At 39.4% G+C, this 26,190-nt stretch carries 27 protein-coding genes and 1 pseudogene; 15 read left to right on the top strand and 13 right to left on the bottom strand.

What is annotated here, in order from left to right; translation table 11 throughout:
- Positions 1–53: 53 nt before the first annotated feature.
- On the bottom strand, positions 54–1,106 hold the full coding sequence (gene argC / locus FTU80_RS04335; RefSeq protein WP_180084340.1) for an N-acetyl-gamma-glutamyl-phosphate reductase: 1,053 nt from the start codon (positions 1,104–1,106) through the stop codon (positions 54–56).
- A 131-nt stretch (positions 1,107–1,237) separates the two neighbouring features.
- Between argC and FTU80_RS16375 the strand changes: the two genes are divergently transcribed.
- A complete protein-coding gene (locus FTU80_RS16375) occupies positions 1,238–1,516 on the top strand; it encodes a hypothetical protein (protein WP_228157131.1) in 279 nt (92 codons plus the stop codon).
- Positions 1,517–1,729: 213 nt separating this feature from the next.
- On the opposite strand, the gene FTU80_RS04325 is transcribed toward FTU80_RS16375, so the two are convergent.
- Together FTU80_RS04325 and rpiA are read right to left on the bottom strand one after the other, a co-directional pair.
- The gene (locus FTU80_RS04325) at positions 1,730–2,407 is read right to left on the bottom strand and encodes a SprT family zinc-dependent metalloprotease (RefSeq protein ID WP_180084339.1); all 678 of its coding nucleotides are present in this window, start codon (positions 2,405–2,407) and stop codon (positions 1,730–1,732) included.
- A gap of 212 nt (positions 2,408–2,619) precedes the next feature.
- The gene (rpiA, locus tag FTU80_RS04320) at positions 2,620–3,291 is read right to left on the bottom strand and encodes a ribose-5-phosphate isomerase RpiA (protein ID WP_078188646.1); all 672 of its coding nucleotides are present in this window, start codon (positions 3,289–3,291) and stop codon (positions 2,620–2,622) included.
- A 107-nt stretch (positions 3,292–3,398) separates the two neighbouring features.
- On the opposite strand from rpiA, the gene ilvA reads away from it, so the two are divergent.
- The 4 genes from ilvA to FTU80_RS04300 all read left to right on the top strand — a co-directional run bounded on the left by ilvA (position 3,399) and on the right by FTU80_RS04300 (position 7,753).
- Positions 3,399–4,937, top strand: coding sequence for a threonine ammonia-lyase, biosynthetic (gene ilvA, locus FTU80_RS04315; protein ID WP_180084338.1), 1,539 nt, complete (start codon positions 3,399–3,401; stop codon positions 4,935–4,937).
- Between the two features lie 173 nt (positions 4,938–5,110).
- Positions 5,111–5,599 (top strand): hypothetical protein, encoded by a 489-nt coding sequence (locus tag FTU80_RS04310; RefSeq protein WP_180084337.1) that lies wholly within the window; start codon positions 5,111–5,113, stop codon positions 5,597–5,599.
- A gap of 104 nt (positions 5,600–5,703) precedes the next feature.
- A complete protein-coding gene (locus FTU80_RS04305; protein ID WP_078188649.1) occupies positions 5,704–6,363 on the top strand; it encodes a TrkA family potassium uptake protein in 660 nt (219 codons plus the stop codon).
- A 52-nt stretch (positions 6,364–6,415) separates the two neighbouring features.
- Positions 6,416–7,753, top strand: a complete 1,338-nt coding sequence (locus FTU80_RS04300) for a TrkH family potassium uptake protein (RefSeq protein WP_168378596.1) — start codon at positions 6,416–6,418, stop codon at positions 7,751–7,753.
- Positions 7,754–7,818: 65 nt separating this feature from the next.
- Here the strand turns inward: FTU80_RS04300 and FTU80_RS04295 are convergent, their stop codons facing one another.
- The 4 genes from FTU80_RS04295 to FTU80_RS04280 all read right to left on the bottom strand — a co-directional run bounded on the left by FTU80_RS04295 (position 7,819) and on the right by FTU80_RS04280 (position 13,466).
- Entirely contained in the window at positions 7,819–8,976 is a 1,158-nt protein-coding gene (locus FTU80_RS04295) for a phospholipase A (protein ID WP_180034824.1), read from the bottom strand.
- Positions 8,977–8,994: 18 nt separating this feature from the next.
- Positions 8,995–11,934, bottom strand: a complete 2,940-nt coding sequence (locus FTU80_RS04290; protein WP_180084336.1) for an insulinase family protein — start codon at positions 11,932–11,934, stop codon at positions 8,995–8,997.
- Between the two features lie 141 nt (positions 11,935–12,075).
- Positions 12,076–12,849: a hypothetical protein gene (locus tag FTU80_RS04285; protein ID WP_180084335.1), complete on the bottom strand. Its 774-nt coding sequence runs from the start codon at positions 12,847–12,849 to the stop codon at positions 12,076–12,078.
- 167 nt (positions 12,850–13,016) lie between these two features.
- Positions 13,017–13,466: a GNAT family N-acetyltransferase gene (locus FTU80_RS04280; protein ID WP_078188654.1), complete on the bottom strand. Its 450-nt coding sequence runs from the start codon at positions 13,464–13,466 to the stop codon at positions 13,017–13,019.
- A 277-nt stretch (positions 13,467–13,743) separates the two neighbouring features.
- Here FTU80_RS04280 and FTU80_RS04275 point away from each other — a divergent pair, with 277 nt between their 5' ends.
- From FTU80_RS04275 to FTU80_RS04265, 3 genes are read left to right on the top strand one after another with little or no spacing between them, the layout of a single operon-like run.
- Positions 13,744–14,748: an adenosine kinase gene (locus tag FTU80_RS04275; protein ID WP_180084334.1), complete on the top strand. Its 1,005-nt coding sequence runs from the start codon at positions 13,744–13,746 to the stop codon at positions 14,746–14,748.
- Positions 14,748–15,074, top strand: coding sequence for a Rieske (2Fe-2S) protein (locus FTU80_RS04270; RefSeq protein WP_180041404.1), 327 nt, complete (start codon positions 14,748–14,750; stop codon positions 15,072–15,074). The genes FTU80_RS04275 and FTU80_RS04270 overlap by 1 nt, the downstream gene beginning before the upstream one ends.
- 16 nt (positions 15,075–15,090) lie before the next feature.
- Entirely contained in the window at positions 15,091–15,699 is a 609-nt protein-coding gene (locus FTU80_RS04265; protein WP_168378601.1) for an OB-fold-containig protein, read from the top strand.
- 86 nt (positions 15,700–15,785) lie between these two features.
- Here FTU80_RS04265 and FTU80_RS04260 read toward each other — a convergent pair whose 3' ends face one another.
- Positions 15,786–16,412, bottom strand: coding sequence for a YidB family protein (locus FTU80_RS04260; protein ID WP_111883715.1), 627 nt, complete (start codon positions 16,410–16,412; stop codon positions 15,786–15,788).
- A 111-nt stretch (positions 16,413–16,523) separates the two neighbouring features.
- On the bottom strand, positions 16,524–16,994 hold the full coding sequence (locus FTU80_RS04255; protein ID WP_078188659.1) for a DUF6231 family protein: 471 nt from the start codon (positions 16,992–16,994) through the stop codon (positions 16,524–16,526).
- A 34-nt stretch (positions 16,995–17,028) separates the two neighbouring features.
- Here FTU80_RS04255 and FTU80_RS04250 point away from each other — a divergent pair, with 34 nt between their 5' ends.
- The gene (locus tag FTU80_RS04250; protein ID WP_180084353.1) at positions 17,029–17,898 is read left to right on the top strand and encodes a DUF2797 domain-containing protein; all 870 of its coding nucleotides are present in this window, start codon (positions 17,029–17,031) and stop codon (positions 17,896–17,898) included.
- Between the two features lie 76 nt (positions 17,899–17,974).
- On the opposite strand, the pseudogene FTU80_RS04245 reads toward FTU80_RS04250, so the two are convergent.
- The 4 genes and pseudogenes from FTU80_RS04245 to FTU80_RS04230 all read right to left on the bottom strand — a co-directional run bounded on the left by FTU80_RS04245 (position 17,975) and on the right by FTU80_RS04230 (position 22,062).
- Positions 17,975–18,900 (bottom strand): annotated as a pseudogene (locus FTU80_RS04245) (alpha/beta fold hydrolase).
- Between the two features lie 254 nt (positions 18,901–19,154).
- Positions 19,155–21,020 (bottom strand): SurA N-terminal domain-containing protein, encoded by a 1,866-nt coding sequence (locus FTU80_RS04240; protein ID WP_180084333.1) that lies wholly within the window; start codon positions 21,018–21,020, stop codon positions 19,155–19,157.
- Between the two features lie 132 nt (positions 21,021–21,152).
- On the bottom strand, positions 21,153–21,425 hold the full coding sequence (locus FTU80_RS04235; protein ID WP_078188662.1) for an HU family DNA-binding protein: 273 nt from the start codon (positions 21,423–21,425) through the stop codon (positions 21,153–21,155).
- 166 nt (positions 21,426–21,591) lie between these two features.
- Entirely contained in the window at positions 21,592–22,062 is a 471-nt protein-coding gene (locus FTU80_RS04230) for a phasin family protein (protein WP_180084332.1), read from the bottom strand.
- 206 nt (positions 22,063–22,268) lie between these two features.
- On the opposite strand from FTU80_RS04230, the gene FTU80_RS04225 reads away from it, so the two are divergent.
- The 6 genes from FTU80_RS04225 (at position 22,269) to hscB (ending at position 26,190) form a co-directional block, all read left to right on the top strand.
- The gene (locus FTU80_RS04225; RefSeq protein ID WP_078188664.1) at positions 22,269–22,916 is read left to right on the top strand and encodes a hypothetical protein; all 648 of its coding nucleotides are present in this window, start codon (positions 22,269–22,271) and stop codon (positions 22,914–22,916) included.
- Positions 22,917–23,028: 112 nt separating this feature from the next.
- Positions 23,029–23,502 carry an Rrf2 family transcriptional regulator gene (locus tag FTU80_RS04220; RefSeq protein ID WP_078188665.1) on the top strand — a complete coding sequence of 158 codons (474 nt, stop codon included), beginning with the start codon at positions 23,029–23,031 and terminating at the stop codon, positions 23,500–23,502.
- Between the two features lies 1 nt (position 23,503).
- Entirely contained in the window at positions 23,504–24,721 is a 1,218-nt protein-coding gene (locus FTU80_RS04215; protein ID WP_078188666.1) for an IscS subfamily cysteine desulfurase, read from the top strand.
- A 104-nt stretch (positions 24,722–24,825) separates the two neighbouring features.
- Positions 24,826–25,212: a Fe-S cluster assembly scaffold IscU gene (gene iscU, locus FTU80_RS04210; RefSeq protein ID WP_078188667.1), complete on the top strand. Its 387-nt coding sequence runs from the start codon at positions 24,826–24,828 to the stop codon at positions 25,210–25,212.
- 37 nt (positions 25,213–25,249) lie between these two features.
- Entirely contained in the window at positions 25,250–25,570 is a 321-nt protein-coding gene (gene iscA / locus FTU80_RS04205) for an iron-sulfur cluster assembly protein IscA (RefSeq protein WP_078188668.1), read from the top strand.
- A 104-nt stretch (positions 25,571–25,674) separates the two neighbouring features.
- Positions 25,675–26,190: a Fe-S protein assembly co-chaperone HscB gene (gene hscB / locus FTU80_RS04200; RefSeq protein ID WP_180007824.1), complete on the top strand. Its 516-nt coding sequence runs from the start codon at positions 25,675–25,677 to the stop codon at positions 26,188–26,190.

Here is a 26,190-nt window from a genome sequence, read left to right as displayed (position 1 = left end):
AAGGCACACATTTAAATCCAGTTTTAAATGTGTGTGAAGTTTTAAATCGTTTCTTATGGTAATAAACCAATGCCTTGAAGTCCTGCATTTTCAGCAAAACTAAACATCAAGTTCATATTTTGTACGGCTTGACCTGCTGCACCTTTCACCAAGTTGTCTTGAGCCACCAAAATCACTAATTTTTTCGGCTGAGGTTTACAAATCGCAATACGTAATTGGTTCGCACCACGCACAGTACGTGTTTCAGGTGAGCTTCCTGCAGGCATAACATCTACAAACTGCTCATTGGCATAGAACTGTTCATATATGCTTTGTAAATCCGCAGAAGCACCTGCGTCTGTCAAATCAATATAGATAGTGCTGAGCATGCCACGAATCATCGGTACTAAATGCGGTACGAATAAAATTTCGTTAAACACACCTTTTTGACCTGAAATATTTTCTAAGGCTTCTACTATTTCGGGATGATGACGGTGACCCGCTACACCATATGCTTTAAAGTTATCTGCATTTTCAGAATAGATCATACCTAGGCTGGCTTTACGACCTGCACCAGACACACCTGATTTTGCATCAATAATAATGCTTTCAGGTTTCACTAATCCTTCGGCTTTTAATACTGGCGCTAAACCGAGCTGAACAGTTGTTGGGTAACAACCTGGGTTACCAATCACTGAAGCCTTTTGAATTTTTTCACGGTTTAATTCAGACAAACCATAAACTGAATCTTTTAATAGCTCTGGACAGGCATGGTCTAAACCATACCATTTCTCAAATTGAGCTAAGTCTTGCAAGCGGAAGTCAGCAGCAAGGTCAATCACTTTAGTATTTGCAGCAACTAACTCTTCTGCGTGTTTCATTGCAACACCGTGCGGCGTCGCAAAGAATACAACGTCACATTGTTTTAGTTCTTCAATATTTAGATCTGAATAGCAAAGGTCTGTATGTCCACGCAAGCTTGGGAACATATCATCCACACGGCGGCCATTTTCAGTACGCGAAGTTAAAACTTTCACTTCTGCATTTGGGTGTCGCAGTAAAATACGCAGTAATTCAACACCTGTGTAACCTGTACCGCCGACAATACCTACTGAAATCACGCTCATTACCTCTATTCAAAGTATCCATTTGATGACTGCGTAGTATGACAGGAAGTTACGGTTTTCTGAACTGTTTTGACATATAAAGCTTCACTTTATAATGTTAGCTTATCTTCTGAATCCTATTAAGTCAGATCATGCATATAAATCCTGATCATTACCTATCCACAGCTCAAGGTCGTGTCTTCACTAAAGAAAGAAATATTCCAGCATGGCAATGCTGTTTTGACGCTTTTAAGCATGAATTAAAAACTAACCCAAAGGTTAAAATCATTTATATATTGATCGGATGCCAAGGGGCTGGGAAATCAACTTGGGCCAAAAACCAAATATCCCGCGAACCTGAAAATATTATTTTTGATGCTATTTTAGTAAAGCAATCTGAACGTCTACCGATAATTGAGCAAGCTAAATAATTGGGTAAAAAATGCGTTGCTGTATGGTTTCAAATCCCGCTCGAGTTATGCATAAAAAGAAACGCTCAACGCCCTTCAGATGAAATAGTCGATCTGATGGCATTAACCAATGTTTATTACGCATTAGAACCGCCTACATACCAAGAAGGATTTGATTTAATTGAAATAATATATTAAGAAATGCTTTAGTGTTTACAACTTAGTGCCTTTAATTCAGAGCACCCACCACCAAGGCATTGCCGTCATTTTTAGTATTTTTCGATGCTGCTGAAAATTTATATCATGCTTTTGCACTTCAGCCCAAAAGTTTGGGCTATGGTCAAAGTGCTTAGTATGCGCTAACTCATGTACAGCCACATAACGCGTGATTTCCAACGGAAAAAGTACCAGCCCACTATTCAACATAATGTCATGCTTTGCAGAACAGCTCCCCCAGCGAGTTTTGGGCTGACGAATTGAGCAATCACCATATTTCAAGCCTGTTTCACTGCTCACTTGCTTTAAATAAATTGGTAAATACTCTTTGGCATAAGCAATCACAAAGCTTTTTAAATATTGCTCAGGCTGCCGATCACTGATGAATAGCTGATGATTTTCTTCATCTAAGATGAATGAATGTTTTTGAACTTTATAAACAATACTTAAAGGCTGTTCTAAATTGAATAGTTTTAATTCTACTGGTAGCGTTTTATCAATCTGCCCTGTTTTTTGCTGCTGCTTTTGCCATGTCTCAATCATCCATTGTTCTGATTGTTTCAGAAAATCTTGAACTTGGCGCTGAGTACAAAACTGGGGAACCGTTAATTTAATTTGAGTTGGTTCTACACGCAGTCTTAAGCGTGTGGCACGTAATTTTCGGGTGATTTGAATTTCAGGAAGGTTGGGTGTCATTTATTCTTTTAAAAGCTTATTAATAATGCATAAATTGAATTTTAAATATTTTCAAAAATATATTAGGAGTCCCTTCTCCCCCTGGGAGAAGGTTAGGATGAGGGGGACTTTTAAATTGACCTCTCCCTAACCCTCTCCTCAAAGGAGAGGGAACTTCCATTAGAAATTTAAATATAAATCGAAACTCTATTTACATTTAAATTTTCTATAGATTAAACCGCAGTACGCTCTTCAATACCGTTATCAGTTGCAACAACAGCAATATCAGCTTTGTTTAATGCAAAGATACCGTTACACACTACACCTGGTATGTCATTCAAAGTCTTTTCAAGTTCCAATGCATTTAGGATATTTAAGTTGTGTACGTCTAAAATTACATTACCGTTATCTGTTACTACGCCTTCACGGTACACAGGATCGCCGCCTAAAGAAACGATTTTACGTGCCACAGCAGAACGTGCCATTGGAATCACTTCTACAGGAAGCGGAAATTCACGTGCCAACTGATCAACCCATTTAGAATCATCTACGATACAAACGAATTTTTTCGCAATAGACGCCACGATTTTTTCACGAGTCAACGCTGCGCCGCCGCCTTTAATCATGTGCATATGACGGTCGATTTCATCCGCGCCATCTACATAGGCATCTAAACCTCCAACGTGGTTCATATCAACCACTTCAATGCCTAATTTTTTCAAACGTTGTGCAGTTGCTTCAGAACTTGCAACAGCAGCTTCGAGTTGAAGCTCTGGCAATAATTCGATGAGGAAGTTCACAGTACTTCCTGTACCAACACCCAAAATACCGCCCTTTGGCAAATGCTTTAACGCAGCTTTTGCAGCAGCTTGTTTCTTTTCATCTTGGGTTGCATACAGACTCATAACTTGGCTCAACTATTTTTTGACATTAGACGCTGATTTTTCAGCCCAAATGTACAGGGGTTTGTTACAATAAACCCCTATTTTAAACTGTTAGATGGAAAATTAACATGCTGTCTCGTTTGGTTCGACAAATATTACAGGCAACGGTCTATGACGTTGCAATCGAAACCCCACTCGAAGCAGCGCCACGAATTAGTGAAAAACTAAACAATAACATTCGCTTTAAACGCGAAGATTTACAACCTGTCTTTTCTTTCAAGCTACGCGGTGCCTACAACCGTATTAGTCAATTACCGAAATCTCAGTTGGAACGTGGCGTTATTACTGCTTCTGCAGGTAACCATGCTCAAGGCGTGGCATTATCTGGTAAAAAGTTGGGTATTCGCGCCATTATTGTTATGCCTAAAACCACACCAGACATTAAAGTACAAGCGGTTAAACGCTTAGGCGGTGAAGTGGTTCTGCATGGCGATTCTTTTGATGTAGCCAATAAATACGCAATCCAATGTGCAAAAGATGAAGGTATGACCTTTATTCCACCTTATGACGACGAACTCGTTATGGCCGGTCAAGGAACCATTGCCAATGAAATTCTTCGTCAATGGCGTGATGTGGACTATGTATTTGTTGCTGTAGGCGGTGGCGGTCTTATTGCCGGTGTAGCTGCTTATCTTGGTGATGTGGCACCGCATGTTAAAGTCATTCCTGTTGAATATGACGAATCAGCATGTTTAAAAGCCGCATTTGAATCTGGCGAACGTGTGATACTGCCTTCTGTTGGCTTATTTGCTGACGGTACGGCGGTTGCACAAATTGGTGAAAAACCATTTGAAGTGATTCAGCTACAAAAATCAGATAACTCAGGCCCTATTGTTGAGCGTGAAGTTGTACTGGTAAATACCGATGAAATCTGTGCAGCGATTAAAGATACCTTTGATGAATGCCGAAGCATTGTTGAACCCTCAGGTGCAATGGCGCTTGCAGGTATTAAGAAGTATGTTGCAGAGCACGGCCTAGAAAATAAAAATATGGTGTCGATTGTTTGCGGTGCAAACATGAACTTTGACCGTCTGCGCTACATTGCAGAACGTACCGAACTGGGTGAACGTAAAGAAGCGATCTTTGCTGTGACCATTCCAGAAGAAAAAGGTTCTTTCCTAAAATTCTGCCGTGCACTACAAGGCCGTAACATTACTGAGTTTAACTACCGCGCAAGCAACTCAAGTGCCGCTCAAGTGTTTGTGGGTATTAGTCTCAAAAATGGCGAAAAAGAACGTCAGGAAATTTTTGAAACTTTAAAATTCCAATACGATGTAGACGATCTTTCCGATGATGAAGTGGCTAAACTCCATATCCGTTATTTAATTGGCGGACATGCAGACATTGAAAATGAACGCCTATTCCGCGTGGAATTCCCAGAACGTCCGGGCGCACTACTGACTTTCTTAGAACGTCTTGGTCCGACCCATAACATCACCCTATTCCACTACCGTAACCACGGTGCTGCGGAAGGTCGTGTATTGGTGGGTATGGAAGCAACGGATGCGAAACAAAACCCTGATGGTTTGATTGAAACATTGGAAAATATTACCTACCCATATGTTGAGATTACCAATAACCTCGGTTATCAACGTTTCTTGAAATAAATGAGACTTCTATAAAAAAGCTGGAATCTAGATTCCAGCTTTTTTATTTGTATCAATTCTTTTCTACATCAAAATAAATATATTCATCAATTTAATTCATCAACGCTGTCATTGTTGTTAAATTCACCATACCCTATAATCCATTGAAAATAAAACAAAATGGATAATTAAAGTTGAATATTTATGTCTTATTAATGATCGCCATTGTGGGTTTAGGTGGATATTTTTATGTATATCCGGCTTATCAACTTAAGCAAGAGGAAGATAAGATTCGTCAAAGTATGAAACAAATTCCAAATCAGTCACGTACGCAAAATCTAGAAAATATTTACGGCTATACCGCGCAGGCTGAAATGTTGAATCAATATCCAAATTACATTGTATATATTCGCTTTGATGAGCTAAGTGATCAAACCGCTCCCGAATATGTTCAAGCCATTATCCGTGAATTTTCATGCGATGGCTTAAACCGTTTAAAGAACAATTCCAAGCTCGTTCGTAAAGCTACCCTAAATGTCATTAAAGAAGATCAGCATCAATTTCAATACATTCTAAAAAACAAATTAGGTTATGAAATTTTTAAATACCAACAAGTTATGGATAATTGTCCCAATATTGCTGAACTTTATGCCTATCAAAACGCTGAAGAAATTAAAAATTAGAGCTTTTCGGTTTAGATGGATTATGTAAATTTTCATAGCCGCTCTAGGCTGAACAAGCTAACATCAACATATTCAATAACTTTAGAATAATTTAGGAATACGGCATGGCTCAATTCGCTGTGATTGGCTTAGGAAGTTTTGGCGCAACTGTAGCCACAGAACTCATGGGTTTAAAACACGATGTCATTGGAATCGATAGCAATAAAAAGTTTGTTGAAAGTATTTCGGACCAACTAACCCATGCAGTGATTGCTGATGCAACAGATGAACACGTTTTACAAGAACTCAATATTCAAAATTGTGAAGCTGTCGTTGTCGCAATTGGTGAAGATATTGAAGCCAGCATCTTATGTGTGCTCCATCTTAAAAACATGGGGATCAACAAAATTTGGGCCAAAGCCAAGTCCAAAGCGCATCACATGATTTTAACCCATTTAGGCATCAGCAAAATCATCCATCCTGAAGAAGATATGGGTGTCCGTGTTGCTCAGTCACTAAGTTATCCAATGGTGAGCCGCTACATGGTGCTCGAAGATGACCATTATTTGGTGAAAGTTGAAATTAAAGAGTCACAACAAGGCACGCGTTTAAATCAAATAATGGATCATGTCCCTGAAGTGAAGACGATTTTGCATAAACGTGGCACCGAGCTTCAATATAGTTTAGATCCAAACCTGATTTTACAAACAGGCGATATTTTAGTGGTTGAAGGTTTACTCGAACATTTACGTCGACTGGCTAAACACTTTAAAGCAACTTTGTAATCAGCGTCGTGCTCTATTTGCACACAAGCGCGCAAGATGACAGTAGAAAAACATGAAACTGCACAATAAACAGCGTAATACCATTAATCTCAGTCCACCCAGTATTTTGGCATTGGGTTTTCTTGGGCTCATTATCATTGGCACCTTGCTGTTAAAACTCCCTTATTCACATCATGGTGATTTAAGTTGGATCAATGCCCTCTTTACAGCGACCTCAGCCGTGACCATTACTGGACTTTCGGTTGTAAATGTCGGCGAAGCCTATACTGTGTTTGGTAAAGTCGTGATTATGGGTTTACTACAATGCGGTGGTCTCGGTTTTATGACCTTTGCGATATTGGCCGCTATGAGTTTGTCCCCTAAAATTGGGCTAAAACAACAAATTATGGCTCAAGAAACCATTGGACAAACCAGCCTTGCCAAAGTAACCATGACTATCAAAGGCGTACTGCTTTATTCGCTATTTTTTGAAATGGTGGGAACGGTTATTTTGACCATCGCTTGGATGCAAGAATACAATTTTAATCAGGCCCTGTTTTATGCTGCCTTTTATAGTGTTTCAGCATTTAATAATGGTGGATTTTCATTATTTCCCAATAGTTTAATGAGCTTCGCAGACCGTTATTTCATTACATTTACCATCAGTATGCTTTACATCATTGGTGGTATTGGCTTTTTGGTACTGATGGACATTAAGCGCAATAAAAGTTGGAAAAAACTCAGTACCAATAGCAAGCTGATTTTATCGACTATTGCAGGACTAAATGTCTTCGCCTTCATCACCATTTGGTTATTAGAAGCCAATAATGCTGCAACCTTAGCCACGATGTCACTAGGTGATCAAGCCCTAAATGCTTGGTTCCATGCAACGGTTCCACGTTCATCCGGTTTTAACAGCTTACCCATGGAAAGCATGAGCGATGCATCATCACTCGTCACGATGTTACTGATGTTTATTGGTGGTGGTTCTCTCAGTACGGCCGGTGGCATTAAAGTTGGAACGTTTATTATTGTTGTGCTCAGTGTTGTCAGTTTTTTAAGACGTGAAGACGAACTGCGTGTGTTTAACCACTCTGTTTCAGAAAAAACCACCTTTAAAGCATTAGCGGTAATTTTCATTACAGTGACGTTGATATTTATTGGTTTTTTCAGTCTATTGCTTCTCGAACCTGATAAACGCTTTTTAGATTTGTTGTTCGAAGCGGTATCCGCTGCCTGTACAGTAGGCCTATCTCGTGGCATCACCAGTGACTTACAACCTGCCAGTTTAGTCGCCCTAATGTTATTAATGTTCGCAGGTCGACTTGGCCCCTTAACACTGGCCTATCTGATTGCCACACCGAAGAAGAGTCGGTTAAAACACCCACCTTCTGAGATTCAGATTGGTTGATTTGTACATTGTCTCACAGTTATAAAAAAACCACGCCTTAGCGTGGTTTTTTTAAATTCGAATCTTTAGAACCAATTCATTAATGACACACCGACACCGACATAGGTTGCCCGATGGTTATAGTCAATCAGGCTTTCACCATAGCCATCAAACAATTGAACTGTGCCGCGCAATTTACCATTGATTGGGAAAGTCCAATCAAACTGCACAGCACCATGTGAGTCATCACCACCTTTCAATGAATGACGTAACATCAAACTAAAGTCATGATCTTTATGACGATAAAATGCTGTTAAATCCCCACGTCCCACATAGTCGGTAATATCTGGGTTGTTATCATCTTTGGTATCTTCTTCGAAACGATACCAAGGACGTAACATCAGTGCAAAATTGTCACGTTCAAATCCTAGATTTAACATGACACGGTTCCAACTCCGCGATAAGGGATCAGAACGTCCATTAGACTGATGGTTAAAAGTTAAGCCCAGCATACGCCAGTTCAAACCCAAGAGTTCATAGTTGGTACGAAAAACCAGACTGGCTTCAGGCTCATAGTTGGTTTCACGAAATGGTCGTGATTCGTCTTCGTTGTAGACTTGCCAACGAGAAGACTGGGTATAGCCCAACCAGATATCACCATTATCACCAAATAAGTTTTCAACAGCTTTGGTTTTTAATGACAATTGGAACTTGGCTTCCATCGATTTTAGGTTTTGTTCCTGATCGGCTTGTACCGTGTTATTTTCATTCGGGCTAGATGGACGTTCATTTTTATCCGATGTCCAATATCCCGGCATTAAATACACAGGTTGATAGCCGCGAATATTCCATGTTCCCAATTTACTTTCTGGAGAAAGCTCCCAACGACTATCCAATAATGAAAGATTTGGATTGAGGTTCGGTGCTTCTACAGCAAATAAACGGTCCGTAAACGCATGACTGACTTTTTCTTTCAAAGTCAGCTTTTCAGTCGGCTCAGGTTTAATTTCTTGGGCGGCTTGACGCTCAGAGACCAACATTTCTTTTTCAGCAGGTTGCACTTTAAACAAAGCGTCATAACACGATAATCGCTCTGCATTTGACTCAAGTGCCACACATGCTTCTGCGGTTGCAGGCTTAGCAGCCACATCCGCATTTTGTGCATTTACAGTACTGACATACATTGAACTGAGCGCAATGAGGCTCAGTTGCAATGTCGTACGCTCAAGAGATTTGAACGCCATAAAAACCCCTTTTTTGTTTTAATTCACTTGTTTTATTTCGAAACCAAGCTCAACCAAAGCATCTCGCTTAGCCACCGGTGCAACCACAGCTTTTGTTGGTTGTTGTTCAACCAAGTACGCCACAGCAACACGTTTTAGATCTTCCAAAGTCACATTCAAAAGACGTTCACGTAACATTTGACGGAAAGCTGGCGTGCGTTTATGCAATAAAGCATAACAAGCTGTAATAGCTTCACCCGCTGGTGATCCCGGTTTATCCATGCTGGCAATTAGGCCCAAAATCGCTTCTTCAAGCTGATGCGGTTGTTGTTCAGCATTCAGTAGCCACTGCACACTTGCGTCAAAATCTTTAAACGTTTCAGCTAAACGTGGGTCACGGTAGCTATAGAAACGGAATGAACATGCATTACCGTCATAGCTTGCACCACCACCATAAGCACCACCTTTTTCACGAATCGCGCTATGCAAGAAGCCATTACGCAAATAAGCCGCCAAAATCATTAAAGGTGCTGCATCAGGATGCGACACTTCCACCGCAGGATATGCTGAAGCGCAGAACTGAACATTGGCTTGAATGAGCCAAGCTTCGTCATTGTTGCTATCTGCAAAATTCACTTGAGTTAAAGCATGTGGGTTGTCATCAATCGCCACTTTATCCCAAATGGTTTGAACTTCCTCAACCAATCGGTCTGAATGATGTTCTTCACACACCACCAAGAATTGTTTTGGTGCTTTAAGCAAAAGGTTGTGAATTAACTTAAGCTCATCAATCAAGGCATTATAAGCCGTGTCGTCTTGCTCAATTTTGCTGACAAGTTCTGACAACCAGTTCAGCGCGCCTAGGCCTGTATTATGATAATCACGTAACGCCAATGCACTATGTTGACGACCTGCAATTTGCATTGCATAGCTATGACCAGAGCCAGAAACACGTGAATGCCAACGTGCTTTACGTTGTTGCAATAACTCTACGATACGGTTTTTCTCATCAAAACGTAGCTGTTCAAAAGCCAATTTCAATAAGCGAATGGCTTCAAGATTATTCACCAATGATTTAGTGGTCAACGTTAGCCAAGCACTAATTTGACCTTTATCGTCCACTTTTGAACGCAGCGATGCGCCCATACCTAAACCGCCACTCACAGCTGTTTGCAACTGTTGTAGCTCTAAGTAGTCGTATTCACCTGCACCAACTTCACCCATCAAAATCGATAAGAGATTGAAATACGGCGATTGCACCACTTCATCAGGAATCTGAATCAAAACTTGTTGGTAATAAAGACCATTGGTGCCTGCATGGTAAAGATTTAACGGCGTATCCAAGCCATTACTGATAATTTCGCGTAATTGACCTTGTACAATCTGTAATTGTGCAGGAACGTCTTCCAAACCTACTTTAGGCAATAGGTTCAAATCATCTGGGGTATCTTGACGAATGTTCAGTGCTTCAGTCTGCGCAATAATCTCTGCTTTTTGCGCTTCAGTTAAGTTCGCAACAATTTCTTTTAAACGTGCTTTTTCTGCTGCCGCTTCCAACGCATTTTTTTCAGCATCTGGAACCAAAGTTAATTGCACACGATGTTGATTGTCAAGCAAGTAGGTTTTGATTAAGTTAGATAACCACATTGGGTCTTTCAACTCTTCCTTCACTTGTTCAATGGCCGTATCCACATCCCAGACATCCACAGGGTCTGAATGGTGAATCGCACTGCTTAAACCATTGAGAATTAAGCTTAGGCCATATGGTGTACCATCACCATTGATTTCACGCTGATGCAATTCAATTTGATGCAAAATCGCCTCAACTAAAGCCGGGTCAACAGGCTTAGCCGCAACGTCTTCTAATACTTTAAACACGCCATTTTTAAATTGTTCTGCATGCTCAGGGTTGGAACCTTGAATTGCACAGTAGAACGTCATTTCATAGTTTGAGTCATCTACGCCCATGAATGGACCAGTCGACTGTGCATAACCACAGGTTTCTAAGTAATGACGTAATGGCGAAGCAGAATCTTCAAGCAATACCCCCTCAACCAAACGCATCCCTAAACGTAATTTGATATTACTTGCTTCAGGCAATAACCAAGAAAGCACATGATAGGTTTTGTCTTTGAGGTCTTCAGCATCAACTGCATACGTTTCAGTTACAGTTACAGGCGCAGTTAAACGACGCTCAGGTTTTGAATACAGCGTTTGACCTTTTTCAAACTTTGACAAAGCAAGCGTTTCAAACTGTTCTTGTAAGTTATATGCAGGCTCATTACCAAAGGTCATGAACACCGCATTACTTGGGTGATAATGTGATTTGTAGAAACTGACCAATTCTTCATAGCTCAAGTCAGGAATGTCTTTCGGATCACCGCCTGAGTTGTAATGATATGTCGTTTCTGGGAATAAATGATGTGCAAGTTGGTGATACAACTGATCTGAAGGTGAACTCATGGCACCTTTCATTTCATTAAATACCACGCCTTTATATACAGCTTCGCCATTTTCTAGCTCAATACGAATCCCTTCTTGCGCAAAATCAAGCGGGTTCAAATTCGCAGCAAAAGCAGCATCCATATAAACTTCTAACAAGTTTTGGAAATCTTTTTTGTTTTGCGTTGCAAATGGATAAGCCGTCCAATCCGCAGCGGTAAACGCGTTCATAAACGTATTGAGTGAACGACGAATCATTAAAAAGAATGGGTCACGTACAGGAAACTTTTCTGAGCCACACAGTGCCGTATGCTCAAGAATATGCGCCTCACCTTTTGAATCCATAGGCTGCGTACGGAAGGCAACTAAAAATACATTTTCGTCATGGTTTGTGGCTAAGTGATAATGCACCGCGCCAGTCACTTTGTGTTTATATTCAGACACTAAAATGTCTAAAGCTTCAACATGATGTTGACGAATCAACTGAAACGCGGGATGTACAGTTTGAGAAATGGTTTCAGTGACATCTACAGTCATGTGTGCTCCTAATCTATTCATTTAAATTAGGCAAAGTATACCTTAAAAAATCATAACTAGATTCACCGAAACAACATTTCCAACTTTTTTAATCAACTTGAACTTTAATTTTAAAAATCACTTGTTTTCGCACTAAAACATTTAGACTGGTTTTATGGATTGCCTATCATTTCGTGTTGACCAATAGACACAAATCACAATCGCCAACAACAATACAAAAGAAGCCATAAAGCGACTTAGATCCAATCCACCTGAACTGATTGGCTTATCTAGAAAATCGCCAACAACAGCGCCCAATGGACGTGTCAAAACAAAAGTGGCCCAAAATATAAACGTCTTTGAGACCCGACTAAAAAAGTACAACAACGCCATCAATAGAATTAAACCACCAAATAGCCAAATGCCACCGCTATAGCCTAATCCCGCACTATCGGAAGTCCAGTCCCCCAAAGCTGTACCTAGCGTTTGAGAAAATGTAATCGTCAGCCAATAAAAGATCTGTGTTCGCGGCAAATTCACTACACTTGGATTGATCGATCCTTCGACTCGATACCAACTAAAAAGCGATATGAGCACCAAACTCAGCAACAGCAAACTACCACCCAAATAGCCAATCCCTAAGGAACGATCTACAAAATCCGCTAAAGTCGTACCAACCGTGGTACTGGCAATAATCGTGGCCCAATATAAATAAGGTTTATAGGCTTTGGACTGTATTTGAAAATACAGCAAACTGATAAATATGCCTGCGAAAATAAAGGTACTGAGTAAATAGCCCAAATTTAAGGACATAGACAATGCATCACCACTGGTTTCACCAAAGGTGGTCGCAAAAATTTTGGTCAACCAAAACAGTGCGGTAATCTCAGGGACTTTTTTTACGTAGTCTTGTAGCTCATGCACTTGCATATGCATCACTCTATGCAGTTATTTTGATGCTTATATCTTCAATAACTAAAATGAATTTTTGCTTAAAAATTTGCTTAAAATAAGGCGCTCTTTTTTAGAATTATCACAAGAAAAAAGCACCCGAAATCGGATGCTTCATTTACAGTATTTAGAGTCTATTTTGGGATTTAACACTAAACTAGATATTTGAAATAATTATAATTTGGATGGCTTTCAACATAGACATAATTCTGTTTTTGATAGAATTTTGCAGCATTTTTAAGCTCAGTATTTAAGCACAGTGCAGAAAAATGCTTTTTCGCACCCTTTTCCAATTCCACCAATAGCTGCTTACCCACGCCATGCTGACGATACTGCGGATGCACATAGAAACGGCGAACTCGACCAATCCGTTCTTCTACACCAGTATCACCCCATTGCTGATTTAAACCGCCACAAGCAATCAATTTATCGCCATCATAAGCAAGCAATAATTGCTCACCCGTTTGGTCAAAACGATTTTTACCACTTTGATATTCTTCAATTAAACGGTGTATAAATGTATAGCCTTCATGCTGCGCCAAAGCAGCAATATTTTCGATTTGAGCAGGAAGTTGCTCTGCTGGACGAATCGTAATTTCCATATATTCACACTTTTAATCTGTAATCTATTTATGATGACCAAATCATCTTGATTCAGTCTGAACACCCTATAGCTCTATAAAAGTAAAATTTTTCGATTTGCACAATAGCAAAGCTGATTAAAACGGCAACTAATTCAAAAAAAATGTAAAAATATAATGGATTTGCCCGATTTTTATACACACTTGTCCTTTAATTGAATTTTCTTCAACAAACTACAGCAATCCTGAGCATTCGTGTAAACTTAGCACTTTCATTTTTTTGATGTGAACATACAACATGGCAACTGTTGACCTTTTTGCAATTGGTAATGCACTTATTGACCAAGAATTTAAAGTCTCTGACGAATTCCTAATTCAACACAATCTGCAAAAAGGTACGATGCAACTGACTGATGGTGATACTCAAGCAGCCCTTTATAACAATCTAAAAGCGACTCAAGAATATAAAGGTCAAGCTTCTGGTGGTTCTGCAGCAAATACAACGGTTGCTTTTAGTGCTTTAGGCGGAACTGCATTTTATGGTTGTCGTGTCGGCAATGATGACTTAGGTCAAATTTACCTAAATGGTTTAAACGACGCAGGTATCCAAACTGCAACTCAATCAATCAGTGAAGGTGTAACCGGCACATGTATGGTATTGGTCAGCCCTGATTCTGAACGTACGATGCATACTTACCTCGGTATTACTGCTGAATTGACTGATAGCCAAATTGATTTTGGCACCTTAAGTACTGCGAAATGGTTATATATCGAAGGTTATCTTTCTACATCAGACAGCGCACGCCTAGCGGTAAAACAAGCACGACAAATCGCCAAAACCAATGGTGTACAAATTGCTTTGACCTTATCTGATCCAGCAATGGTGCAATATGCACGTCAAGGTCTAGATGAGTTACTCGATGATGGCGTGGACTTATTGTTCTGTAATGAACAAGAAGCGCTGATGTACACAGAAACAGATCATTTAGATGCTGCACTTGCTAAATTGCAATCACTAAGTAAACACATTGTCATTACATTAAGTGCCAAAGGCGCCTTAATCCATAATGAAGTAGCAACATTTACTGTGCCAGGTCGTAAAGTTACCGCAGTTGATACCAATGGTGCTGGTGATGCATTTGCGGGTGCTTTCCTATATGCACTGAATGCAGGTCATGACTATCAAACGGCTGCTGAACTTGCCATCTTGATTTCAAGTGAAGTTGTGGCTCAGTTTGGTCCACGCCTAGCAGTTGAAGACTATGCTCAGCTTTTACAATCATTTCAAAAGGAATGTGCTTAATGTTTAAAATTTGCATGACGGATGATGTGCCTGAACGTGAAGCACGATCATTCGAAACGCCTGATGGTGAAACGATTTTTATCACCCAACGTGATGGCATGTTTTACGCTTATCAAAATAACTGCCCACACTTGCACGTAGAACTTGAGTTTCTAGAAAATCAGTTTCTAGATCGTGACCAAGAATTTATTGAGTGCTCAACACATGGCGCCCTGTTTATGGTCGAATCTGGGGAATGTATTTCTGGTCCATGTCAGGGTCAAGCCCTTGAAAAAGTGAACATTAACGTGCATTCTGATGGTGGAATCTACCTCACAGAAGAATAAACACTGGAATACAACCATGTCCGCATTTTTAACAGACTATAACTTAATACCCTTTCATTTAAGTTTATTAGCCGTACTGTTATTGGGCATGGTTGAAACCATTGGCTACTATATAAATATTAGTCCTAGCCAAGTTTTAAAAAGAATTGCCCCTCAGCGCATACAAGAATTGGCATTATTGAATGTCAAATTTTCTAAGACTCTGATTTTGTTCTTCTTACTGATGAATTTTAGCTTTGCAGGCTATGTACTTCAGTTCTGTATACATGCCAAAGAAGGTCAATTCGTACCTGCTTATTATCTTATTTTACCTGCGCTGATTATTGCCATATTCTTTACGGTATTTATGATCCATTGTTTGGATCAGGTTGTCCCGCCCAAATATAAAAAACAAACCGTTAACCTACTGGGTCGTCTAGCCACCATTTCAAGTGGAAATGCCCGTCCCGGCTTTTCAGCTCAAGCCCGTGTGCGTGATGAGTTTGGTCAACTACATTATGTGCAAGTTGAGCCAGAGTTTGGTGAGTTAGAATTTCAGTCGAAAATCATTTTGATTCGTCAAAAAAAATCACACTATATTGGCAAAAAAATCAGTGTGTCGAACCGTTTATTTAATCCATCTTAGCGTCACATTGTTATCATTTTTCAAATCATAAAAAAGCCAGTGTTCACTGGCTTGTATTCAATCAAATACCTAAATCGATATTTTGATTAACGCTTCAGGAAACCTGAGACCAAATTCATCACTTGTTGAATATCAGCATTCGCTTCTTGCTGATTAGTTTGTCCAGCTTGTGGCGTCAATGAGTCAATAATTTGCGGCAATACCCTTGAAATTGCGCTATATACATCTTGTTTCTGAGTTTGTGTTTCTTGTGCAACTTGCTCCACTTCGGCATCATCAAATAAATTTTGTACTTGTTGATTAGTCACAGCAGCATTATCACCAGGGCCTGTAGATACCCAATCATCAACCTGACTGCTCAAGCCCTGTCCACGTAATTTATCCAAAGCACCTTGTAGGCCACCTTGTTTTTGAATCCAAGCCAGCACCAGAGGTAACACTGCTACTAAAATGGTTGATGCATTACCACCGCTACTACGTTGCTGCGGCTGCGCTGCACCACCCAGTTGGCCCAACACAGAGCCTAAAATTCCACCCAAACCACCCGCTTGGTTTTGAGCATTGGTTTGGTTATTTTGAGTGCCTGCATTTGCGCCCAATTGACCCAGCACCGAACCTAAAATACCACCCAGACCACCTTGTTGATTTTGATTGTTTGCACCACCAAGGGCCTGCTTTGCTAAAATCTCAACAATATTATTTAAATTTGTCATTTTATTTTTCCCAGTGAAACCTAGATAAATTCATTACAGCATACGTGGGAAAACACAGATTTATCATAAATGTTTGTTAATTTTTGCAATTTCTCGCAGGCTAAGTATTTGTTACCAACGGAATTTATCCCAGTTTTCAGGATTTGCCCAAAATTTAGAGTTAAACCAATCTGGAATGTGTTTATAAGTCAAAATATTAAACTGCCATAAAGCAAAATCACTTTCATGCGTGGTTTTATCAATGAGCTGAGTAAAGCCTAAAGCACGTAATAATTGTTCATCGTGTAATTTACTCACCACTACGATGCGTTTGGCAAATAGGTCACGCAATTTTACCAACATCTGCGTTTTCTGCTGCTGATCCAAACTCAACATCGTTTCAGTATCAAGAATCACAAATCCAAGGTCAAAACGCTGGGTAAAAGGCAGATTTAAAAACTCAGTTACGTTAAAATGTTGCCATTGAATTGGATGAAATTGATTGTATTGCTCAAGATCCTGACCAATACAGATTGCGGTTGAAATGGGCTGCTCTTTTGACAAATCGTCTAGCATAGAAGTGATGACATTTTGTTCAGCCATTGACCGCATCCTTAATAATGAAGTGAGTATTCGTATGGAACTACAAGGCATTTGCCATAAAATGCATGCAGGTCTTAAAGACCTTAGTGTAACTGATCAACATACACACAAGGCAAATGTTGAGTATAAATTTATTCTAGATCGCTCAGAAGTTGATCTACCGTTTAGCCTTGGCCAAGAAATTGAAATTGAAGCCACTGGAAATATCTACTGCATTTCTTGCGGCGCAAAAACGCCTAAATCGTATTCACAAGGTCATTGCTTCAAATGCATGAAGACTAAGGCTTCTTGTGATATGTGCATTATGAAGCCTGAAACCTGTCATTATCATCTCGGGACTTGCCGTGAAGATGATTTTGCCCATGAAGTTTGCTTTCAACCGCATATTGTCTATTTAGCCAATTCGAGTGCCTTAAAAGTGGGGATTACTCGACTTGGTCAAATGCCTACACGTTGGCTGGACCAAGGTGCGACGCAAGCTTTGCCTATTATGAAAGTTGGTTCACGTCGTCTATCTGGTCAGCTTGAAGTCATGTTTGGAACGCAAGTGGCCGATAAAACTGATTGGCGTAAATTGCTAAAAGGTGTAGCAGAACCCATCAACCTGATCGAAATTCGCGACCAATTGGTGGAAGAATTTGCACCAAAAATTCAGACCATTCGTGAAGAATTTAGCCAAAATTTAGAGTTTAATGAAACTGTTGAACTGTTAGAAGATGAGTTGCCACGCCAATTTATCTACCCGGTAGATGAATATCCTGAAAAAATCAAATCGCATAATTTGGACAAAACCCCAATTATTCGAGGAAAATTACAAGGGATTAAAGGTCAGTATCTGATTTTGGATACCGGTGTGATTAATATTCGAAAATACACGGGCTATGAAATTAAAGTACGTACTTAAATCAACTCAACGTGTCTAATTAAGTTTAAAAAGCGAGATATTTCTCGCTTTTTTACACCTATTTTACCGATTTTATTCATTGAACAGTTGAAAGAAACTTTAAATATGGCAACGCCATTAACTGCTCCGCTTCTAAGATAGGCATATGACCAACATGGTCTAATACCAGCGGTTTTTCGGCTTTTTTAAATAAGCTTTTCAATTCTTCTGCTACTTCAACATTGATAATCTGATCTTGCTTCCCCCAGATAATAAACACAGGTGCATCAATGCCTCGTGCAACCAAAGCAAAGGACTCCGGCGTATACAAGGTGGCCATTTTTTGCAGTTGCTCCACCATTTTATTGGTTTGTTTAGACTGAACTATCATCAACTTTTCTTGCCCAATTTTTAATTCTTGTGGAATAAAAGGCGGGGATTGCATCACGATCTTCATCACGCGATCAAAATCACCAGTTTTTCTGACCACTAGCTCTGCAAGCTTTGCCGTATCTTTTAGATACGCTGTATTGCTCGACTTAAAGACACCTGCCGAATCCACCAACAATAAAGATTTCACTTCTAAGGGATACTGAGCGCTATATAGCATGGCAATTGCACCACCCATCGAATGCCCTGCGATATGTAAATTTGGATCTAACTTTGTAGCATCAATAAATCGTCGTAATTTTTCAGTTAAATTTGGAATCGATAGATCAAATTGATCTGCGACAATAGTTTCTCCATGTGCTGGCAGATCTGGAATAATGACATGATAGTTGGCCGTTAAATAATGGGCAACGCGGTTCCAATTATCACGCGTGCCTGACAAACCATGCAGCAACAGCAGCGTCGGTTTTTGTGAATTTCCCCCTTCACTGTATGTCCATTCGATTTCATTATTTTTGACTTTTTACTGGTCAAGCCCGCCCAAGCTCTTTCCTGCTCTAGAACATTTTTAAAGTTTAGTTCTGCAGCTTGAATACTACTAGCAACGCAAATCGTTAGTAGCATCAGTATCATGTGCTTAAAATAATGATCCATCCATCGCAATAAGCAGTTCTTTAAACGCTTAAATTGAAGCATATACAGAGATGTCATCCGCTTAATCCTTGTCGTGATGAGTTATTTCTTCTTCATATTATTTTTTTGAGAACATCAATCTACGATGCTAGAGTCGATATTTCATTTGCCAAATCTTTTAAATAAAATTTATATCTGTCAATTTAAGCCAAAAAAAACCAGCTCAGAAGCTGGTTTTTTTAAAGCTGCCTTAATTATTTAATTTTGGCATGATCTTTTAGATAACGTGTGTAGTCATCAAATTCTTGCTGACCACGAAGCTGTTGATAAAGTTTTTTTAACTCATCTAACTGCTCACCCGTTAATGCCTCATCAGATTGTTTGTTCACTGCAGTCACAGCAACTACAACCAACTCATTTGGTAGATTTGTAGTCGTAACAGACCAATGACCTGCTTTCGGCGCTTTTACACTAAATGCAGCACGTTGAATTTCGCGTTTCAACAAACCATCAGCACGAGTAAAGGTACCCGCATTTTCAAAGTTTAAATTGCCTTTCGCGACTGAAGCAGCAGGTTTTGCAGCAAACTCTTTCAATGTCGCTTGAACCTGGGCTTTTGCAGCATCAGACGCTTTCTTTTCAATCAGCTGAGTTTTCACATGCGCTTTCGCTTCAGCTAAGGTTTGAACACCTGCAGCATGATAGTTACGCACTTTTACCCAAACTACATCACCGTTTTTCAACTGAATGCTAGATGAAACATTACGTTCACCATTTTTAACATCATCGTTAAACAATTTAACTTTGACGTTTGCATCACTTAAAACTGGATGTTGCGATGCTAATGTTAAGCCATTCAATGATTGAACTTTTACACCTTTCACTTCTTGACCCACGACATCAAGGGCATCACTGCTCACAACCATATCATTGAGGCTGTTTACAGTGTCAGAAAAAACATTGGCTTTTTTCGAAGCAGCGACTTCTGCTTGCAGACGAGCTTTTTCTTGTTCAAATGAAGCCACTTTTACAGCTGGCGCCACTTTTTCGATCAAGTGATAACCACTGTCTGTTTTTACTGGAGCAGTCACTTGACCAGCTTGAGCACCTTCAACTGCAGCATCAAACGCATCACCAAACACACCTTTTTCATAAGCAACCAGTTCACCACCTTTTGCTTTAGATTCAGGATCTTCAGAGAATTGCGCAGCAGCTTGGTTGAAGCTTAAACCCGCTTTAATTTTAGCTTGAACACTTTCAGCCAGTTTTTTAGCTTCGGCATCTGAACGATTGTCCGCAGTGATCATGATGTGCTTAACGATAGGTTTAACTGACTTCTGTGCATTCTCAACAAAGCTGTTATATGCTTCTTTCAGTTCAGCATCAGTTGCAGCTTCTACAGTTGCAGTAATATTAGCAGGTGTTAATACGACAAAATCTGCATCAACACTAGTTGCTTGCTTAAATTTGTTTTTATGTTGTTCATAATAAGCCGCAATTTCAGCATCAGATACTTTTACATTTTTCTTGTAATTTTCAAGATTAATGCTCGCCAACTGAATACTACGTTGTTCCGTTTGTAAGTTCGCAATTTGCAAGATATCAAGCTTACTCACCAATGCATATTCCATAAATGTTGTAGACAACATTTTTAAAGCATGGTCTTTACGTAAATTATCAATGAATGTGCGATTCGTCATACCAATCGATTCGAGGTATCGCGCAAACGCTTCATCAGAAAATTGACCATTGACTTGAAAGCTTGGCTGCTGATGAATCATTTGCACAATTTGTGCATCACTCAAGCTAATGCCTAATTTATCAGCTTGTTGCAATAGCAATTGGCGTGAAACCAAAGTATCCATCGCTTTATTGCTAATGAAATTTTGATTCAATAATGTTTCATCACCCTGAGCATATGCAAGATATTGTTCTTTTAATGAGTTCGTCAGTGCTTCGAGTTCTTTTTGAGAAATTTCAGTACCGTTTACAGTCTTTGCTGCATCTTTAGATCCACCACTAAAATATCCTTCAATACCTACAAGTGCTAAAGGGGTCAAAAACAAAACGAGCAAGACCTTGCCCAGCCAACCCTTAATGACTTTACGAAACGATTCCATAAGTATTCCAATATTTTATTTGCGGTGAATTTTAACCGAAAACCCGAGATGAATGAATGCGATATATCAATTAATCACATTTACCAATAAAAAACGCGCCAATTTATGGCGCGTCTCATGTGCTTAATAAGATTAAGCTACAGAATCTTTCAAGCCTTTACCTGCTTTGAAGCTAGGAACTTTGCTTGCTTTGATTTCTAAAGTCGCACCAGTTTGTGGGTTACGACCAGTACGTGCAGCGCGTTCTTTTACGCTGAAAGTACCGAAACCAACTAAAGTAACTGTATCACCAGCTTTTAATGCATTGGTAACTGCAGCAATTGTAGCATCTAAAGCTTTACCGGCATCGGCCTTAGATAATCCCCCATTTTCGGCAATTGCATCAATTAATTCTGATTTATTCATGAAAATTACGTCCTCTTAATATCGTTTATTTAAGGTTCAAGAATTTGTATAAAACGCCATAACGCCTTTATAGCAATGCTTTAGGGTTAAACGCAATACTCCTCAACCTCTTTTTATAGAATTTTTTGACGAAAAAAACCTTGAAAATTCGATAATATTAAAAAAGTTAGTGTTTTTTTAATATTTCGGCCCTCAGTTGGGCATTCTCTTCGGCCAATTGGTCAACTTTAGTATGTAATTGAAGTATAAGCCTTTCTAAGTGCTGTAAATCCTTTACAGTCACCAATCCTAAACGGTTTAAAGAATGATTAACACTATTATCTAAAATTTTTTCTACTTTATCTTTCGTATCGGTTACAGATTCCTTGGCTTTTTCTGAAACTTTTTCGACAGTTTGATCTGCAATATCAATCGTTTTGGACTCAAGCTCCTCTCCAACTTTGACTAAAGAGTCAAAAAGCTTATTTCCCTCTCCCTCAGCACGTGAAAAAGCACCTAATCCAGCCAACCAAATCTGTTTGGTATATTTACGAAAATCCATTTTAGAGCGACGATCAGAATGACTACGTACCCGAGGTTTAGCCAGCTTTTCTGATGTTTCCTGTGCATCGTCAATTATGCTTTCTGTATTTTCCATAATCCGCACTTCTCCTGATTATTTTATGTGCACATCAACATGTGATTCTTCATTTTAACAACATAATAGCAAACATATAACTTGATAGATTGATTAAACTGTTCTACAAAGCTAGTGAATTACCAACTTTTTGGTATATTCTAAGTTCCTCTAGAGCAGGACGCTCAGTTTCCAGTGCTTTCAGATTTTAACAAGGACATTTTTTTATGAGCGATACGCAACAAACACAAGCTCAACCACATTTGTTGCTTACTATGACCCTGATTGTTTTAGAAACGATTTTTACCTTCATTTTAAAACATGACCGTGTTGTAGCATTACAAGCTAAAAAATTTGTTGATCAAAAAGTCGCACTAAAAATAAATAGCTACATCCCTTATTTTGACTTTTATGTTCAGTTTACTGAGCACGGCATTCTGTTCGACACTAAATCTCCAGATAAAGCCATCGACCTTGATGTCCGCACGACACTAATGGATTTGGTGAAAATTTTTGTATTTGGTAATCGTAAGAGCATCAAAACCATGCGTATCGATGGCGATGTAGTTTTAAAAGATGAATTTCGTGATTTGGTTTCTTTATTTAGTGTGCCGAAAATTTTATCTGACTGGAAACACTGGTTGTCTGAACCTGTCGAAGAAAACGATATCGTTGCATCTAAAAAACGTATTGCCCCACTTTTAGAAAAAATTGAACAGCAACGCTCTAAAATAAACACGCTACAAGTTGAAGTTAAACAATACAAAAACCGTATTAAGCGTATCGAACGTCGTCAAAAGCGGATTAATATCGCTTTTAGTCTAATATCTGTTCTTTTAATAACGTTATTAGTGTATAATGTGTGGTTCAAATAAATACATAATTTTTCAGACAAAATAAAACAAATAAACAATCTCAAAAAAACTTGACTATTTTAGTCAGGATTCATAAAATCTGCACATCTAGACTTAACATGTGTATCGAATCATGCGCTTAACAACTCGCGGTCGCTACGCAGTGACTGCTCTACTTGATCTAGCTTTGCAGCCAACTGAACAAACGATCACTCTTGCAGAAATTGCAGCTCGTCAAACCATTTCAGTGGCCTATCTTGAGCAGTTATTTGCAAAATTAAAGCGTCACGGCTTAGTTTCCAGCATCCGTGGAGCAAACGGTGGTTACCACCTTGCTCGTAGTGCTGAAGACATCACTGTTTTGGAAATTATTGAAGCTGTAAATGAAACAGTTGATGCAACCCGTTGTGACCACAAAGGCAACTGCCAAAATGGTGCAATGTGCTTGACTCACGATTTATGGCAGGAACTCTCCCACCACATTGCCGATTATCTTGCAAAAATCACCCTTGCTGACCTTGTAGCACGCGATAACGTTCAAACCGTATCAATTCGTCAAAATTCAGCAAACTTTGATTCAGCCCTTTTATCGGTTACAGGTATTTGACATGAAGCGTCCTATTTATCTTGACTATGCAGCAACTACACCTGTAGACCCTCAAGTCGCAGAACGTATGATGGAATGTCTAACGTTTGACGGTACTTTTGGTAATGCAGCTTCTCGTTCTCATGCTTACGGCTGGCAGGCAGAAGAAAAAGTAGAATATGCACGTGAACAAGTTGCTAATCTAGTAAAAGCTGATCCACGCGAAATCGTTTGGACTTCTGGTGCAACTGAATCTGACAACCTTGCGCTTAAAGGTATTGCTCAGTTCTATGCATCTAAAGGCAAGCACATTATTACAAGTAAAATTGAACATAAAGCAATTCTTGATACTTGCCGCGAGCTTGAAGAAGAAGGCTTCGAAATTACTTATCTTGAGCCAGAAGCAAAAACAGGTTTAATCACACCTGAAATGGTTCAAGCAGCCCTTCGTCCAGATACAATTCTTGTATCTTTGATGATGGTGAACAATGAAATCGGTACAACTACAGATGTAGCTGCAATCGGTGAATTGACTCGTGCAAACAAAACTTATTTCCATGTAGATGCTGCGCAAGCTGCTGGTAAAGTAGAAATTGATCTTTCAACAATGAAAGTTGATTTGATGAGTTTCTCTGGCCACAAAATCTATGGTCCTAAAGGTATTGGTGCTCTTTATGTACGTCGTCAACCACGTGTACGTATTAAAGCGCAAATGCACGGTGGCGGTCATGAACGTGGTATGCGTTCAGGTACGCTAGCGACTCACCAAATCGTGGGTATGGGCGAAGCGTTCGAACTTGCAGGCAAAAACCTACATGCCGAACAAACTCGTATTCGTGTACTTCGTGACAAACTTTGGAATGGCTTGCAAGGTCTTGAACAAGTCTTCCTGAACGGTCACCCAGAATACAACGTTGCAAACTATCTAAACGTCAGCTTTAACTTCGTTGAAGGTGAATCGTTAATGATGGCACTTAAAGATTGCGCAGTATCTTCTGGTTCTGCATGTACATCAGCAACTTTAGAACCATCTTATGTACTTCGTGCATTGGGTCTTTCAGACGAATTGGCTCACAGCTCGATTCGTTTCAGCTTTGGTAAATACACCACTGAAGCCGATATTGATCATGTACTTGAAATTACCAAAGCAGCAGTTGAAAAACTACGTGATCTTTCACCGCTTTGGGACATGTACAAAGAAGGTATCGACCTTAATTCTGTAGAATGGGCTGAACACTAATTCATCCCGGTGAGATAGCTTTTATTTTAAGGCTATCTCATTGATTAACGTAATTTCACCCCCATATTAATCTTAAGGCTGACCCCGAGGTTTGGAGAAGCATCATGGCTTATAGCGAAAAAGTAATTGATCATTACGAAAACCCTCGTAATGTTGGTGTTTTAGACAAAAATGCAGAAAACGTTGGTACAGGTATGGTCGGTGCACCAGCTTGTGGCGATGTTATGCGTCTACAGATCCAAGTTGATGACAACGGCGTAATTGAAGAAGCTCGCTTCAAAACTTACGGTTGTGGTTCAGCAATTGCATCTAGCTCATTAGTAACAGAGTGGCTAAAAGGCAAAACTCTTGATGAAGCTCAAGCAATTAAGAACATTGATATTGCAACTGAACTTGCACTTCCACCAGTAAAAGTACACTGCTCTGTACTTGCTGAAGATGCAATCAAAGCTGCTGTAGAAGACTACCGTAGCAAGAAAGTAAAAGCTTAATTGTTTACGTGTTTTAAAAAAGATTAACGGAGTTTTCATGATTCATTTAACTGAAAATGCTGCAACTCATATCAGCAATTACATCAAGAATCGCGGTAAGGGTGAAGGTATTCGCGTTGGCGTGAAAACTTCTGGCTGTTCTGGTTTAGCTTATGTACTTGAGTTTGTCGATGATATTGACACGCATGACCAAGTATTCGATCAGTTTGGCGTAAAAGTATTCGTTGATCCAAAAAGCTTAGTTTATCTTGAAGGTATGGAGATGGACTATGTGAAAAATGGTTTAAACGAAGGTTTTGAATTTAATAACCCAAATAAAAAAGGCGAATGTGGCTGCGGCGAATCGTTTACGGTTTAAGCCATTTCCACGCTCCTTTTTCGCATTAAAACAGTGTAAAATTCACTGTTTTAATTGCATTTAAAGCAACACTTTTTGCACCTCTATTGCGGACACCATCTCCCATGAATCATTTTGAGTTGTTTAACTTACCTGTAGCACTCGATATTGATTTAGCAGTTTTAAAAGCTGAATTTTTAAAGTTGCAGCAACAATATCATCCAGATAAAGCCGAAGACAAAGATCTAGCCCTGATAAAATCTAGTGAGATTAATCAAGCATTTAAAGCTTTATCCAATGTTGATAGCCGCGCTGCATATCTTTTAAGTCTCAAAAAACAAGATTATCACCTTGATCAATCAATTAGTGATTTTGAGTTCCTACAAGATGCCTTAGAAATTCGTGAACAGTTAGATGAGGCATGCTCTGCTGATGACCTCACTTCACTTAAAACTGAAGTTCAGCAATGGATAGATGGTTTGGTTCGTGAATTTAAAATTGATTATGACGACGAAGACTGGGCAGAAGCACGTGATACCGTACGTAAATTACGCTTCTTCCAAAAAGTAATGGCTGACATCGATAAAGCTGAAGATCGCTTCTTAGACGACGATAGCTTTGATTTAGACGATGATTTTTAA

The organism is Acinetobacter sp. YH12145 (assembly GCF_013418335.1).
Taxonomy (GTDB): Bacteria; Pseudomonadota; Gammaproteobacteria; order Pseudomonadales; family Moraxellaceae; genus Acinetobacter; species Acinetobacter amyesii.
The sequence above is the reverse complement of the archived record's forward strand: the minus strand, read 5'-3'. Positions and strand labels throughout refer to the sequence as shown.